9 protein-coding genes, 12 tRNA genes and 1 rRNA gene are annotated in these 15,412 nt (G+C 51.1%); all 22 read left to right on the top strand.

The window, feature by feature from the left end; translation table 11 throughout:
• Window positions 1-95, top strand: a 5S ribosomal RNA gene (gene rrf, locus ABH899_RS23050); the annotation flags it as partial.
• Window positions 96-100: 5 nt separating this feature from the next.
• Window positions 101-176, top strand: a tRNA-Asn gene (locus ABH899_RS23045).
• A 1-nt stretch (window position 177) separates the two neighbouring features.
• Window positions 178-250 (top strand) — tRNA-Thr (locus ABH899_RS23040).
• A gap of 6 nt (window positions 251-256) precedes the next feature.
• Window positions 257-328: transfer RNA gene (locus tag ABH899_RS23035), tRNA-Glu, on the top strand.
• A gap of 9 nt (window positions 329-337) precedes the next feature.
• A tRNA-Val gene (locus tag ABH899_RS23030) sits at window positions 338-413 on the top strand.
• A gap of 4 nt (window positions 414-417) precedes the next feature.
• Window positions 418-493, top strand: a tRNA-Thr gene (locus ABH899_RS23025).
• Window positions 494-501: 8 nt separating this feature from the next.
• Window positions 502-576, top strand: a tRNA-Gln gene (locus tag ABH899_RS23020).
• Between the two features lie 10 nt (window positions 577-586).
• Window positions 587-662 (top strand) — tRNA-Lys (locus ABH899_RS23015).
• A gap of 12 nt (window positions 663-674) precedes the next feature.
• Window positions 675-755 (top strand) — tRNA-Leu (locus tag ABH899_RS23010).
• A gap of 10 nt (window positions 756-765) precedes the next feature.
• A tRNA-Gly gene (locus ABH899_RS23005) sits at window positions 766-840 on the top strand.
• Between the two features lie 11 nt (window positions 841-851).
• Window positions 852-928 (top strand) — tRNA-Arg (locus tag ABH899_RS23000).
• Window positions 929-937: 9 nt separating this feature from the next.
• A tRNA-Pro gene (locus ABH899_RS22995) sits at window positions 938-1,014 on the top strand.
• A gap of 7 nt (window positions 1,015-1,021) precedes the next feature.
• Window positions 1,022-1,095: transfer RNA gene (locus tag ABH899_RS22990), tRNA-Gly, on the top strand.
• Window positions 1,096-1,306: 211 nt separating this feature from the next.
• Entirely contained in the window at window positions 1,307-4,093 is a 2,787-nt protein-coding gene (gene ppc / locus ABH899_RS22985; RefSeq protein WP_370000866.1) for a phosphoenolpyruvate carboxylase, read from the top strand.
• A 128-nt stretch (window positions 4,094-4,221) separates the two neighbouring features.
• On the top strand, window positions 4,222-4,800 hold the full coding sequence (gene sigW, locus ABH899_RS22980; protein ID WP_009675029.1) for an RNA polymerase sigma factor SigW: 579 nt from the start codon (window positions 4,222-4,224) through the stop codon (window positions 4,798-4,800).
• Window positions 4,801-4,881: 81 nt separating this feature from the next.
• Window positions 4,882-5,481 carry a zf-HC2 domain-containing protein gene (locus ABH899_RS22975; protein WP_009675028.1) on the top strand — a complete coding sequence of 200 codons (600 nt, stop codon included), beginning with the start codon at window positions 4,882-4,884 and terminating at the stop codon, window positions 5,479-5,481.
• Between the two features lie 194 nt (window positions 5,482-5,675).
• Complete coding sequence (cdaA, locus tag ABH899_RS22970) at window positions 5,676-6,491, top strand: diadenylate cyclase CdaA (protein ID WP_009675030.1); 816 nt, start codon at window positions 5,676-5,678, stop codon at window positions 6,489-6,491.
• Complete coding sequence (locus tag ABH899_RS22965; RefSeq protein WP_370000863.1) at window positions 6,484-7,812, top strand: CdaR family protein; 1,329 nt, start codon at window positions 6,484-6,486, stop codon at window positions 7,810-7,812. The genes cdaA and ABH899_RS22965 overlap by 8 nt, the downstream gene beginning before the upstream one ends.
• Window positions 7,813-7,939: 127 nt before the next feature.
• Entirely contained in the window at window positions 7,940-9,280 is a 1,341-nt protein-coding gene (gene glmM / locus ABH899_RS22960) for a phosphoglucosamine mutase (protein WP_370000861.1), read from the top strand.
• Window positions 9,281-10,839: 1,559 nt separating this feature from the next.
• The gene (gene glmS / locus ABH899_RS22955) at window positions 10,840-12,669 is read left to right on the top strand and encodes a glutamine--fructose-6-phosphate transaminase (isomerizing) (protein WP_370000859.1); all 1,830 of its coding nucleotides are present in this window, start codon (window positions 10,840-10,842) and stop codon (window positions 12,667-12,669) included.
• Between the two features lie 475 nt (window positions 12,670-13,144).
• On the top strand, window positions 13,145-13,627 hold the full coding sequence (locus ABH899_RS22950; protein ID WP_370000857.1) for a MarR family transcriptional regulator: 483 nt from the start codon (window positions 13,145-13,147) through the stop codon (window positions 13,625-13,627).
• Between the two features lie 56 nt (window positions 13,628-13,683).
• Entirely contained in the window at window positions 13,684-14,718 is a 1,035-nt protein-coding gene (locus ABH899_RS22945; protein ID WP_370000855.1) for a nitroreductase family protein, read from the top strand.
• Window positions 14,719-15,412 lie beyond the last annotated feature (694 nt).

The following is a 15,412-nucleotide window of genomic DNA, read 5'->3' as shown; positions in this document are numbered from 1 at the left end:
AACCACGCGTACCCATCCCGAACACGACCGTTAAGCCTTCCAGCGCCGATGGTACTTGGACCGAAGGGTCCTGGGAGAGTAGGACGTTGCCAAGCGATATTCCCTGATAGCTCAGTTGGTAGAGCACTCGACTGTTAATCGAGTTGTCACAGGTTCGAGTCCTGTTCGGGGAGCCACGCTTCCATAGCTCAGTAGGTAGAGTGCTTCCATGGTAAGGAAGAGGTCACCGGTTCGAATCCGGTTGGAAGCTTATTAAGGCCCGTTGGTCAAGGGGTTAAGACACCTCCCTTTCACGGAGGTAACAGGGGTTCGAATCCCCTACGGGTCATTACTGGGCGGACGCTTAGCTCAGCTGGGAGAGCATCTGCCTTACAAGCAGAGGGTCGGCGGTTCGATCCCGTCAGCGTCCACCATCATGCCGTTGTAGCTCAATTGGTAGAGCAACTGACTTGTAATCAGTAGGTTGGGGGTTCAAGTCCTCTCGACGGCACCATGTTTTATTGGGGGTTAGCCAAGCGGTAAGGCAACGGACTTTGACTCCGTCATGCATAGGTTCAAATCCTATACCCCCAGCCATTTTTAGTACGAGCCATTAGCTCAGTTGGTAGAGCACCTGACTTTTAATCAGGGTGTCGAAGGTTCGAGTCCTTCATGGCTCACCATTTTTCCAACTTGCGCGTGTGGCGGAATTGGCAGACGCACTAGACTTAGGATCTAGCGTCTTTGACGTGGGGGTTCAAGTCCCTCCACGCGCATCAGTTTTATGCGGAAGTGGCTCAGCGGTAGAGCATCGCCTTGCCAAGGCGAGGGTCGCGGGTTCGATTCCCGTCTTCCGCTCCATAATTTCATATGTGCCCTTAGCTCAGCTGGATAGAGCGTTTGACTACGAATCAAAAGGCCGGGAGTTCGAATCTCTCAGGGCACGCCATTCATATTTCGGGACGTAGCTCAGCTTGGTAGAGCACCTGGTTTGGGACCAGGGGGTCGCATGTTCAAATCGTGTCGTCCCGACCATATGTATGCGGGTGTAGTTCAATGGTAGAACTCCAGCCTTCCAAGCTGGTAGCGTGGGTTCGATTCCCATCACCCGCTCCATACATAACCAACAAAGATCTCATAGAGATCTTTTTTTTATTTATCCGGAACCGGGCTTGAGTTAAATCTTACTCGGCTTTCCTGTAATTCTCAGGCATGTTTCGTCAAAAATAGCTATAATGCAACGCGTGAATGTGGTAAAATATTCTGAAATGAGTATGAAATCAGATGAAATTTGGTGTGATTATCAGTAGAGAGAAGAGGCGAGGACATGTCGGATAACGAAACAATCGTTCAGAAAAATTCTACTAACAACTTGCTTCGCAGAGATGTGCGGTTTCTTGGGCATATACTTGGGGAAGTACTGGTCCATCAGGGAGGCAATGAGCTTCTGGCAGTCGTAGAGAAGATCCGCGAACTGAGTAAATCCCTTCGGGCTCAATATGACCCAGCCATCTATGCGGAGTTTAAAGCGACGATTGACGGGCTGCAGCCTGAAATTCGTCACCAGGTTATTCGTGCTTTTGCGATTTACTTTCAACTCGTTAATATTGCCGAGCAAACCCACCGTATTCGCAGAAAACGCGATTATGAGCGTTCCTCGGGAGAAACGGTTCAGCCTGGCTCAATCGAAAGCATCGTTCAGCAGTTGAAGCAGAATCAGATCTCCTATCGTGAGGTTCAGGAAATTTTGCAGACGATCTCGCTTGAACTCGTTATGACTGCCCATCCTACAGAAGCTACACGCCGTGCGGTTCTGGATATTCACCAGCGTATTTCCCAGGACGTGATGTACCTCGACAATCCGACGCTAACCTACCGGGAGAGAGAGCAGCTTAGAGAAAAGCTTCTGGCTGAGGTTATGACGCTTTGGCAAACCGATGAACTACGCAACCGGAAACCGACTGTTATCGACGAAGTTCAGAATGGCCTTTATTATTTTGATGAAACCTTATTCGATGTTCTTCCTGAGGTTTATCAAGAATTGGAACGTTGTTTGGATAAATACTACCCGAATGAGACTTGGCACGTACCTAGTTTCCTTAAATTCGGTTCCTGGATCGGCGGAGACCGTGACGGCAACCCTTCGGTTACCTCTCATGTCACGTGGGAGACGCTGGAGCTGCACCGCGGCCTTGCTTTAAAGAAGTATGAAACAATTCTCGTGGATGTCATGTATCACTTAAGCTTCAGCAAGAATCTTGCTGAGATCAGTGATGAGCTGCAGAAATCTATTGAGGCCGATCATGAAGTTTTTGGTCCCCACAATGATTTCTGGAGCAATGACGACGAGCCGTACCGCACGAAGCTTGCCTACATGATCGAGAAAGTCAGAAACGCGGGGAACTCCCAAGTAGCGAGTTTCCAGAAGTATACCTCGCCGGACGAAATGATTGCGGATCTCTATGTGATCGAAAGAAGCTTGCGGAGCCATTTCGCCGATTATGCGGCGGACCGGTATATTAAGAAGCTGATTCGTCAGGTAGAATTATTCGGGTTTCATCTGGCTACCCTCGACATTCGTCAACATAGCCGCGAACATGAGCTGGCCATGACGGAAATCCTAAACCGGATCGGTATCGTGGAGGATTACAGCACACTCCAGGAAAATGAGAAGATTGAGCTGTTGAGCAAGCTTCTCGATGAGCCGCGTCCGATTACATCCCCATACATGAAATACTCCGAGTCTACTCAGGAATGTCTGGATGTATATAGAAATATTTATAAGGCCCAGCATGAGTTCGGACGCTACTGCTTGAACAGCTATCTGATTAGTATGACTCAGGGCGCGAGCGACATGCTGGAGGTTATGGTTTTTGCCAAAGAAGTAGGACTTTATCGTAAGGAAGCCGACGGTACGGTTGTGAGCAACATTCAGTCGGTGCCGCTTTTTGAAACGATCGACGATCTGCATGCGGCTCCGGAAATTATGGATACTCTTTTTAAAATTCCGGCTTACCGTGCAAGCTTGAATTCTGCGGCGCCTATGCACGAAATCATGCTGGGTTATTCCGACAGCAACAAAGACGGCGGCGTTATTACCGCTAACTGGGAGCTGCGCGTCGCGCTGCGTGCCTTGACGGATACCGGAAACAGAAACGGCGTGAAGCTGAAGTTCTTCCATGGACGGGGCGGTTCGCTCGGACGCGGCGGAATGCCGCTGAACCGGAGTATTCTGGCCCAACCTGTGGATACGATCGGCGGCGGTATCAAGATTACGGAGCAGGGCGAGGTGCTTTCATCCCGCTATTCGCTTCAAGGTATCGCGTACCGCAGCCTTGAGCAGGCAACGTTTGCTTTGATTAAAGGAGCGGTGCTGGCACGCAACCCGCAAAAACACCCGCTTGAAACCGAATGGGAAAGCATTATGAAAGGAATTTCGGAAAAAGCGCAGAATAAGTATCAGGACCTTATTTTCCGCGATCCGGATTTCATGACTTTCTTCAAGCAGTCGACGCCTCTTCCGGAGGTCGGAGAGCTGAATATCGGTTCGCGTCCTTCCAAGCGGAACAACAGCGACCGCTTTGAAGATCTGCGCGCGATTCCGTGGGTATTCGCCTGGACGCAGAGCCGTTATCTGCTGCCGGCATGGTACGCTGCGGGTACGGCGCTTCAGGACTTTTATCAGAATAAGGCCGAAAATATGTCGGTTCTTAAGAACATGTATGAGAACTGGCCGTTCTTTAAATCCATGATCGACGGTTTGCAGATGGCACTAGCCAAAGCGGACCTTCTCATCGCCAAAGAGTATGGCAGCCTGCTTAAGGAAGACAGCATCGCAAAGCGCATTTACGAGCTGATCAGCGCGGAATACGACCTGACTTCCAAACTGATTCTGGATATTACCGGGCAGCAGGAGATTCTCGACAACGTGCCGGTTATTCAAGAATCGATCCGGCTTCGCAATCCGTACGTCGATCCGCTGAGCTACCTGCAAGTGGATTTGCTCAAAGAACTGCGCGGGGCACGCGAGAATAACGAAGACGATAGCTTCCTGCTGCGTGAAGTTCTTCTTACGATCAACGGCATTGCAGCCGGACTCCGCAATACAGGCTGATAACGGACAACATCGCATAGGCACTGAAACAAAGAGTCAAGCCGTCCTTCCGGGCGGCTCGACTTTGTGTGTTTTACCGAACATAAGTGAAAAGAAGCCCCGTACTTCCTAGGGTTGGAGGAGTTATCTTGAATTTAGTAGAAACACGATTAGCCAAGCTTGCAAGGAATGGAGATCGTGGTGCTTTTGAGGAACTGGTGAATTTGTATAAAGATAAAATATTTCACCTGGCCTACAGAATGCTCGGTAACAAGCAGGAAGCCGAAGATGCTGTGCAGGATACTTTCCTGCGCGTATACAACAACTTAGACCGTTACGACGAGAACCAGAAGTTTTCTACCTGGATCTTCCGTATCGGAACCAACTTATGCATAGACCGGCTGCGCAAACGCAAACCGACCTATTCCCTCGACGCCGAAATGCCGGACAGTGAAGGAAACGATTTTTACGCCATGCTTGCGAGCAAAGATGAGCTGCCCGAGGACCAGATTGTTCTCTCGGAAACACAGCAGGTAATTCGCAGAGCCATTCAAACCTTGCCTGAAAAATACAAATCCGTCGTGATCCTGCGCTATCTCCACGATATGTCGCTTCAGGAAATCGGGGATGTACTCGGCATGCCCGTTACGACCGTCAAGACACGTGTTCACCGCGGCCGGGAGTATTTACGAAAGAAATTAGACACGGACGCAAATTTTTCTCTGTAAGTCCGATTTTTTTGAAACATCTTCTCCTGCCATACGTATGGTATTACACTATCGGCCAAGAACGAGAAAGGAGTGGCTTCGATGAATTGCAAACAGGCCCTCCCTTTGATGCACGAATATTTGGATGGGGACTTGCAGGGGGCCCAGGCGCTGGAGCTAAAGCAGCACCTTTTGTCATGTCCGGAATGCAACTCGCTGTTCCGGCAGATGGAAACGACGGATGCGCTCGTTCGTTCCATCCCTGCACCTACCGTGTCAAGTGATCTCACGAACCGTATTATGGGCAGTCTCCCTCCCGTTAAGAAGCGGAAGCCGTGGACGCAGTGGATCCGCAGACATCCTGCGGTTTCGGTAGCGGCTGTTTTTCTGTTAACGATGGCGGGCAGCTTTATGACCCTGTGGAATAACAACACCGAGTTAATGGTACGGGGTGCAGACCTGGAACGGGTAATCATCCAAGGCGATAAAGTGATCGTGCCCAGAGGAGAGACGGTAAAAGGCAATCTGGTGGTCGAGAACGGCCAACTGGTTGTAGAAGACGACGCCAATGTGGAAGGAAACCTGGTGGTTATCGACGGAAACATGAATTTGGCATCGACTGCTCACATATCCGGGGATAAAATACGCATTGACGAAGCTTTAAGCTGGATCTGGTTTAAACTGAACGATCTCATGCATTGACCTGCTTAAACAAAACAGCATGCATATCTCATACAGCTAAAGTCCTCGAGGGGTACCCCGGAGGGCTTTTTTCTTTGGAAACCGGGAAATGGGTAGAATAGAAGAATTGTTCGGATTGTGGTATTATCAAGGAATAGACAGATAAAGATAAGAAAAAAATCCGGATTTTTACGCGTTGATTTGGGGGAACTCCAGTGGAATTATTCGCAGATATTTCCATCACAGATATTATAGATATCTCGATTGTAAGCTATGTGGTTTATAAATTAATTATGCTACTGCGCGGGACAAGAGCCGTACAGCTCATGAAAGGGATCATCGTCGTACTGGTCGCTTGGGCGCTCAGTGTTGCTTTCAACCTGAATACGCTGCAGTGGATCATGAACCAGATGTTTACGGTGGGTCTGATCGCCATTATTATTATTTTTCAGCCGGAGCTTAGAAGAGCCCTGGAACAATTGGGTCGCGGCCGGCTTTTCTCACGCAGCTCGATGGACGTGGACCAGGACGTCAACATACGGATCGGCGAAGTGATTAAAGCGATGAATTACTTGTCCCGGCGTAAAATCGGGGCTTTGATCGTCTTTGAAAAGGAAACGGGCCTGACTGATTACATCGAGTCGGGAATAGCCATAGGCGGACGGATCAGTTCCGAGCTGCTTATTAATATTTTTATCCCGAACACGCCTCTGCACGACGGTGCGGTTATTATCCGGAACAACCAGCTGATGGCGGCGGGTTGTTATTTGCCCCTCTCGGAGAATCCTTTTATCAGTAAAGAGCTTGGGACCCGGCACAGGGCGGCTATCGGAATGAGCGAGGTTTCGGATGCCGTTTGCTTGATCGTGTCCGAGGAGACGGGACAAATCTCACTGTCGCTGAACGGGCAGGTCGTTCGGGATATCAAGGAAGAATCTTTGATTTCGAAGCTTTTTGATGAATTGAAGCCTAAGGCCAAAGACCGTCAAAACCCTTTCAAGAAATGGTGGGAGGGACGCAAACGTGGATAGATGGCTGAGAAATACAAATGTCGTCCGGGTGATCGCGGTCATTATCGGAATTCTTCTGTGGGCGGTTGTCCGGATGGAAGGCACTACCGTGACCAATTCGACTACGGGGGGAATTAAAGAGCTGCCGATCAGCAATGTGCAAATTACGCCGAAATACGATTCGGATAAATATTATATATCTTCGATTGAGCCCAGCCGGGTACAGGTGATTTTGAAAGGGAAAGATTCCGCGTTGAAGCGGGTGAGCACGAGTGAGTACAAAGTCGTGCTGGATTTGACCAAGGCCGGCGGTAAAGGCGAGTATGTCCTTCCGTTGGAAGCGGTCGGCTTCCCGTCATCTTTGCAGGTGGACATCGTGCCGCGGAACGTCAAAGTGGTCGTCGAGGAGCAGGAGATGAAGGAAGTCCCTGTGAAGATCAATGTAAAGGGAACTCCGCAGCCCGGGTATAAATCCGGCGACCCTATCGCCAAACCGAGCAAGGTGCATGTATCCGTTCCGGCGAGCAAAGCGGACGAGGTGGCGACGGTTCAAGGGGAAATCTCGGTAGATAAAGCCGATTCGGCGGTAACCAAGCAGGTGAAGCTGAAGGTCTATAACAAAGAAGGCCGCGAGCTGCCTTACGATATAAGGCCGGCCGTAGTGGACGTGGATGTTCCCGTCACGAGTCCGTTTAAAACGGTGCCTCTGCAGATCCAGCTGACCGGCAGTCTGCCTCCCGGTTACAGCATCGGTTCGATCAAGCAGAATCCGGACAAGATCATGGTCTACGGGCCGCAAAACGTGCTGGACGGCATGGACTTCTATTCGGGAGTTACGCTTAAGATCGACGGGCTCAAGGAAACGAAAGAATTTACGCTGGACATTCCTTTGCAAAAAGGGGTGACTCAGATTGAGCCGACGAAGGTGCAGGTAACCGTCGAAATCGTCTCTTCCATCAAAAAGGAATATCCGGGAATCCCCCTGAAAATAGTGGGACAGGCGGAGGGAACGGAAGTGAAGTTCACGGATCCTTCTAACGGCAGCATTACGCTGACCCTGGAAGGAGCGGCGCCTCAAATGGAGGCCGTTAAACCGGAAGACATCCAGGCTATCGTGGATGTGAGCAATTTGCCTCCAGGGACGCACGAATTGCCGATTACCCTCAATCTGCCGCCGTACATCAAAGATGGCGGGACACAGGTCACGAAGGCCAAGGTCGTCATTTCGGCGGCTCAGACGCAAACCGAGTCGAAAAATCCGAGTCCTACACCGATTCCGACTCCAACTCCAACCCAGAAACCGGATGCCGTGGGAGAAACGGTCCCTAAAAAGGAGCCGTAACCCCCTAAACGGGAATTTTCCTTCGTAAGTTATAAGGGATATGTTAAAATCATGACAAGTTACCAGGATTTATAAAGAAGCCGATCTGGCATTCACGTGCCGTTTATGAGAAGAGGGGAAGAGAACGATGGGGAAATATTTTGGAACGGATGGAGTTCGCGGAGTAGCCAATAAGGAGCTGACACCGGAGCTGGCTTTTGAAATCGGACGCTGTGGAGGCTATGTGCTGACACGTCAGGCTCAGCATCCGAAGGTAGTCATCGGCCAGGACACGCGTATTTCGGGTCCTATGCTGGAAGCGGCGCTGGTCGCAGGTCTCCTGTCGATCGGAGCGAACGTGATCCGCCTAGGCGTCGTATCTACGCCTGCCGTCGCGTATTTGACGCGCGTGCTTGGCGCCGACGCCGGCGTGATGATCTCCGCCTCGCATAATCCCGTGGAAGACAACGGGATCAAATTTTTCGGCGGAGACGGGTTTAAGCTGCTCGATGAGACGGAGCTCGAAATCGAGCGCCTCCTCGACGCGGACGACGACGAGCTGCCGCGGCCGGTGGGCGGCGAGATCGGTTCCGTGTCGGATGATCCGAAGGCGAAGTTCCTGTACGCCGACTTCGTCAAGTCGACCGTGCAGCATTCGTTCGGCGGCATGAAGATTGTGATGGACTGCGCGAACGGGGCCGCTTACGAGCTGGCGCCTAAGATTTTCCGCGAGCTGGGAGCGGAAGTGATTACGCTGGGAGCGGAGCCAAACGGGCGCAACATCAATGAAGGCTGCGGTTCGACTCATCCGGAGAATCTGCAGAAAGCCGTCGTGGAGCACGGCGCCAACCTCGGTCTTGCGTTCGACGGGGACGCGGACCGGCTCATCGCGATTGACGAGAACGGGGATGAAGTCGACGGCGACTTCATCTTGAGCATCTGCGGCGATGCGATGAACCGTGCGGGCAAGCTCAATCACAGCACGATTGTAACGACCGTGATGGCTAATATCGGCTTCTTTAAGGGAATCGAGGGCCATGGCCTGAAAGCGACGCAGACGGCCGTAGGAGACCGTTACGTGATGGAAGAGATGCGTAAGGGCGGCTACAACCTGGGCGGCGAACAGTCCGGCCATGTCATTTTCCTCGATTACAATACGACCGGAGACGGTATTCTTACAGGTTTGCAGCTCGCTGACACCCTCGTGGCGGGAGGTCGTCCGCTTAGCGAAGTGAAGCGGATAATGCGGAAGTTCCCGCAGGTGCTCGTCAACGTGCGTGTAGCGGATAAAAGCAAGCTGCAGGACAATGCAGCCATTGCCGGCGCAATCAGTGCCGTAGAAAGCCAACTGGGCGACAACGGCCGTGTGCTGGTGCGTCCGTCCGGGACGGAGTCTCTTATCCGCGTCATGGCGGAAGGGCCGGACAAGGATACGGTGGAAGGCTACGTCAATGACATCGTGGAGGTCGTGAAGCGGGAGCTCGGTTAATTCCGGGCGCGTTTTGCGGGCTTGATTTTGCCTGATCTATAAGGTTATAGACTGCTGTGTTGATCGGTTTGTGCAGGCCGCTTTTCTCTTAAGAGAGGAGCGGCTTTTTTTGCATGCGGGTGGGAGGGACAGAGGGATGAGCGGTATAGGAGAGGGGGAGTAAAATGGAGTAGAGGGTTGTGGGAGGGGAGATAAGAGGAGTGAGTTCAAGGAAGCGGATATAGATGCGCAGAAGGCCTGAGCTAATGGGCGGGCTCGTGATGGTTTTTAGAAGAGTAGAAAGTCCTGTGGAGTTGAACCCCGGTGCGGGAAACAGCGTTTGTTGAAAATCAGAGGCACCGCTAGCCGCTAGCTCCCGGAGCGCGGCGAGGCGTCGCATGACGGGGGGCAACCACACGTATAAAAGAAGAAACGAGCCTGCCGCCATGCAGTCGTACCTAGCCGAAGGGAGGCTCATACCGCGAATTTACACAAGATTTAACCGCCTATTATGGGGCTTGTATCTCATTTTGTATCGTGAGAGTTGCAAAGCGGGGCTAAAATGAATATGATGGGTATATGTTTTTTTACTCATGCAGAGAAAGGTGGATAGTGTTTCAGCAACAACAAGCGCCAGAACTTGCGCGGGAAGCGTCTGAATTGTACATGCGGGTTAATCGACCCGGTATGGCCAAGATAACGTGGAGCCGGCAAGTTGACGAGGTGAAGGTGTTCGAATTTTTCGGCGGGGACCTTCCGGTAGTTCATTCCTACCGACAAGCTGGAGAGCAAACTGTCCGGGTGACCGGGCACACAAGAATCCAGCCGAATGATTCATAGCAAGGAATCAGGGCCGCATGCTTGGATTTTAGAAGCAGCGATGGCTCTGGTTGAGGCTGCAGACGGGTCGTACGGAAACCGCTTAGGCGGACGAACGGAGCAGTCGTTTTTAGACAGGCAGAAAAGATCTTTGCCGAGCGGTGACGTTGGTTTAAGGATCTGTGCAGCATAGGGGCTGTATTGCGGCGCTGTTGGACGGGTGACCTCGGATATAGGGGTCTGTTTCTTCAGTTCTGTTTTTCGCGGCGAAGACGCTGCTTGGGCAGCTTGAATCGTTGCGTGTCAGGCGTCCTTTTATACTCGTTCCGGCTTATACGAGTGAGCCGCATTGTTTGAAAAACGCGAGCTCGGAAGCCTTTTTTAAGTGCGCCTGTTAGAAGATTTCAGGGCATTTAGGAGGAATATGGGTGTTATGTAGACACTTGTAAAAGACAGGTCTTGATACGAAATGTATCAAATGACTTCGCTAGTTAATCTAACCGTACATCAATGCGCTAGTTAACCTAACCGGACATCAAGGTGGAAGAACAGCTGAGGTGGTTTTGGTGTTCCGGTTTTGAAATCATTCTTTTTAGACGAGATAAGGAATCGCAAATATATAAGCAGGGCAGACGGTAGGAGTTTGAATTCTGGAGTGTGGCTCCGTTCAGTGTTCCGCCGATCTTTGACAAATAGCCTATGAACGTTATCCGCGGGATGCGGAGCGGGTCATGGAGCTCAAATAATGGGGGTATTTTTGTATGTGTGGAATCGTTGGATATATCGGTAAACGTGATTCTCAGGAAGTGTTGATCGAGGGATTGAAAAAGCTGGAGTACCGCGGGTATGACTCGGCAGGCGTGGCCGTTTACACGGAGGGCGGGCTTCAAATCAAGAAGTCGAAAGGCCGTCTGGCTGTGCTGGAATCGCAGCTTAGCGATGCGCCTTTGAACGGAACGGTAGGAATCGGTCATACGCGCTGGGCGACTCACGGCAAGCCATCGGATGAGAATTCACACCCGCACACGGACAATTCGATGAAATTCTCGGTTGTTCACAACGGGATTATTGAAAATTACATGACGCTGAAAGATGAGCTGATCGCTAAAGGGCACACGTTCGTTTCGGAGACGGATACGGAAGTGATCTCCCATTTGATTGCCGACCTGTATGAGGGAGATATCGTCAAAGCAGTTCAGCAGGCGGTTAAACAGATGCGGGGCGCTTTTGCTCTCGGCGTGCTGACGGAGTATGAGCCGGACCGGCTGGTGGCTGTACGTTTGGCGAGTCCATTGATCATCGGGGTAGGCGAAGGAGAGAACTTTATCGGCTCGGACATTCCGGCGATTCTGGAATATACGCGCAACGTGTATATCCTGAACGATGGCGAAATGGCGCTGCTTACGCGGGACGGTGTCGAATTGATGACAATCGAGGGGAATTTTATTTCTCGGGAAATGTTCCGCGTGGACTGGGATCTGGTAACGGCTGAAAAAGCGGGCTTCGATCACTTCATGATGAAGGAAATTTATGATCAGCCGAAAGCTTACCGCGATACGATCGGCAGCCGTATTTCCGAAGCGGGCGACCGTGTGATTCTGGATGAAATTTCGATGACGGCCGATCAAATTCGGAATATTCGGAATATCCAGATCATAGCCTGCGGAACCGCGTATCATGCCGGGCTTGTCGGTAAAAGCGTCATCGAAAAGCTGGCGCGCATCCCGGTTGAAACGGATGTGGCTTCGGAGTACCGTTACCGGTCGCCGATCATCACTCCGAAAACGCTGGTCATTGTCGTGAGCCAATCCGGTGAAACGGCGGATACGCTGGCCGCGCTGCGCGAGGCGAAAAGAAACGGAGCGCGCGTGCTGGCGATCACCAACGTAGTCGGCAGCTCCGTATCCCGGGAAGCGGACGACGTGATCGTGACGTGGGCGGGGCCGGAGATTGCCGTGGCTTCGACGAAGGCTTACACGACACAGTTGATGGCGTTCTATCTGCTCGGCCTGTTCCTCGCGCAGACGCTGGAAACCGTGGAGCCGGCGGAAATCCGCCACACTTTGGCGGCTATGCAGAGCCTGCCGGAGCAGGTGGAAAGCATTCTGGCGCGCGGCGAAGAGATCCAAGCTTATGCGGAGCAGATTGCTCCGAAGGAGCATTTGTTCTTCATCGGCCGCGGGATCGACTATGCCGTTGCGCTGGAAGGCTCGCTTAAGCTGAAGGAGATCTCGTACATTCACTCCGAAGCTTATCCGGCGGGCGAACTGAAGCACGGAACCCTCGCGCTGATCGAGGATGATGTGCCGGTGATTGCTTTGGGATTGCAATCCGACCTTCAGGAGAAGACGGTGAGCAACGTCAAGGAAGTCACGGCGCGCGGCGGCAAAGTGCTGGGAATTGCTTACGAGGGAGACGCCGAGTTCGCAAAATCGGTGGACCAGACGTTCAGCATCCCGCGGACGCTGGATGTGCTGTCCCCGGCTCTGACCGTGATTCCGCTTCAGCTGCTTTCGTACTATGCGTCGCTGGCACGCGGGAACGACGTGGATAAACCGCGTAACCTAGCGAAGAGTGTGACGGTGGAGTAAGGCGGAAGCGTGTAGACAGCAATTGAATGTGTTAAATTTAGTATGTAACTGAAAAATTAACATTGTAACTGATAAAAGAAGTATGCAACTGAATAATATTGATTGTAACTTCTTAACTAAGCAACAAAGGAGCTCAGACTTGTCTGAGCTCCTATCTTAATAGACCGTTCTTTAAAGGACAACTTACCAGACGAACAGTACACGCTAATAGATAACTCTTGTTTACTTTACCGAAACGCGTTGCGCTAACGAGGAACGATAGCCCATAAAGAAATGCGAGCAGCCAACCATGATCTGCTCCCCTTACGGTAAACAGGTGAAATAATATAACCTGCTACTGTGAGGGGAGATTTTACATGTCTAGGGGATAATATAATGCTTTTTAAATCTCTGTGCTGGAATGCGGCACTTGCTGAATCCTGCAAACTGTGATATTTTAGTTTCAATGTAAACAATATGGAGTGTGAACCGGAACATGGATTATCCTGAAAGTATCAAGGCGTTAATTTATAAGCAATTGCTTCATTTATTCCATTTGCAAGAACAGCGGCTGGAGCTGGAACTTAAAGAAATCAAAGAGTTGGTGCAGCTTCATCAGCTGAAAGGCGTCCCTGGAAGTTTATCGACCATCCATGTCCTCGATTGCATCGGCAATCACGAACCGATCAATCATTCCGCGATTGTGGATAAATTAAGTTTGTCGAAGGCGAGTATTACAAAGATCAACAAGAAGCTGCTTGCACTTGGCTTCATTAATCGGACCCAGCTCAACGATAACCGCAAAGAGGTGTATTTTCGGCTAACGCCCCTAGGGAAGCAGTTGTTCGAAATGCATCGGGCTTTGCATGAAGCGGAGGAGCAGAGCTTTATCCGGTTTTTGGACAGTTACTCCGATAGTGAGCATCAGACGATTTTGAAGTTTTTTCAAGGCATGACCCGGTATATTGGCGAGAGATAAGCTAAATTTTTTTATTATTTTTGTTTACTCATAAACTATATTCGCGAGGAGGGATTATGTTGGATTTTTCCCAAACGATTAGAGAACGTAGAACCATCCGGAGATTCAACGCAACACCGGTAGCGCCGGAACTGCTCGTATACTTGCTGAACGGAGCGGCAAGCCTGTACGAGGCCGAGGGTACGCCGCGCTGGCGTTGTATTTACGCCGGCACGTCGGAGTCGCGTCAAAGGCTGGTTGAGAGCATGATAGCTAAGATGAAGGAAAGCAAACTCGGGAAGCTCATTCCTGTCAAAATGATCGATTTTCTCACAAAACGAATAACGGATATTCCCGCTCACCTGATCTTCATTGCAGAATCCGCCGCCAATCGGCGGCAGAGCGACGAAAATTACGCAGCAGTTTGCAGTGTCATGCAAAATTTTCAACTGCTGGGCTGGGAGCGCGGGTTGGGCATGCTGTGGGACACGGACCCAATGCTTCAAAGCGAGTCGTTTCTTGCGGAAATCGGTTTGCGGGAAGGTGAAAGGCTTGCAGGGATTTTGCATGCGGGATATTTCGATAAAGCGCCGAGATCCCGGAGAAGAACGCCGGCGAAGCAGAAATGGACCACAATCGGTGGAGGCGGGGAGCCAGATGGGCCGCAGTTGGATAACGTCCGAATTCCCGCGCAAAGCATTCTCGAAATGCTGAATGACGCCGTCTGGGCGCCGAACGATGGACTAAGGGAACCGTGGCGCTTTATCTATGTGACGGGCGGCGAAGCGGCCGGCAAGCTCCGAGTTTCGTATGGGGATGCGTCGCCGGCATCTCTCCTGATCGTGGCGAAGGAAGAAGCGGATCCCCACAAGCAGGAGGAGGATTACGCGGCGGTATGCTGTTTGATCCAAAATTTTCAATTGTTAGCCAAATCCAAGCCTTGGCACGTGCGGCGCACGGTTCCGGAATGGATTTATGACCGGGAATGGTGCAAGCCGTTTGGGATTCGGCCGCAGGAGCGGATCGTAGCGGTGCTGGAGCTCGGAGGAGACGCTCAATCCTCGGAATCCGCTCCGGCTGCTCCCCTATTGCTGAACATCTCACATCTATGACAATACTGCTAGGAGCAGTCATCCATAGGCATAAGGTTAAATTCATTGTACGATAATCCATCTACAGAGTATATTTTAGAGGTTGAGTTCGATCAGTCTATACCAACTGTAGGTTGAGATTGAACTAACGAGGAAGTATGACAAGTTCTTCTATGAGCACCAATCAGTGTGAAAAGCAGGAGATTACGGAGTGTAATCTTAACTTTACAACCGAGGATGGGAATGACGGAACCATGTATCCCGAAACCATCCCGCCAATACTCCTGCGCGCGTCATGACTAACAGGTCATGGGGTGTGAAGTACAGGTAGATTCGACAGAACGAAGGCTGGAGCCAATTTTTTTGAAAAAGGTATGCCAAAGGATATGTCGCGCGGCTGAAAAACTGGATATGGTGAGAATGCTCGCACAGAAGCGAACTGACGAACTTCCGAATGTACAGGTCTAAAGTTAGAGCAAGCGGAAACGTATGTACCATCGGACACGATGGGGTGAGTGGCGTAGAGTAAAACTTTCTTCTATGAAATACGCTATGCCGAACAATGGTGGCATTGGTCTCACAGGCTTAGAGGAAGCACCTAAGTCCAGAACGCATAGATAGGATGTAGGGGACTTGGAAAGCAAGGGACGTTGCAGTAAGGGCTGTTACCCAAAACGGTTGCAATAAGGCACTAGCCGAAATGGATTTATTCTTG

The organism is Paenibacillus sp. RC84 (assembly GCF_041260495.1).
Classification (GTDB): domain Bacteria; phylum Bacillota; class Bacilli; order Paenibacillales; family NBRC-103111; genus Paenibacillus_F.
This window is presented reverse-complemented; position numbering and strand designations above follow the sequence as displayed.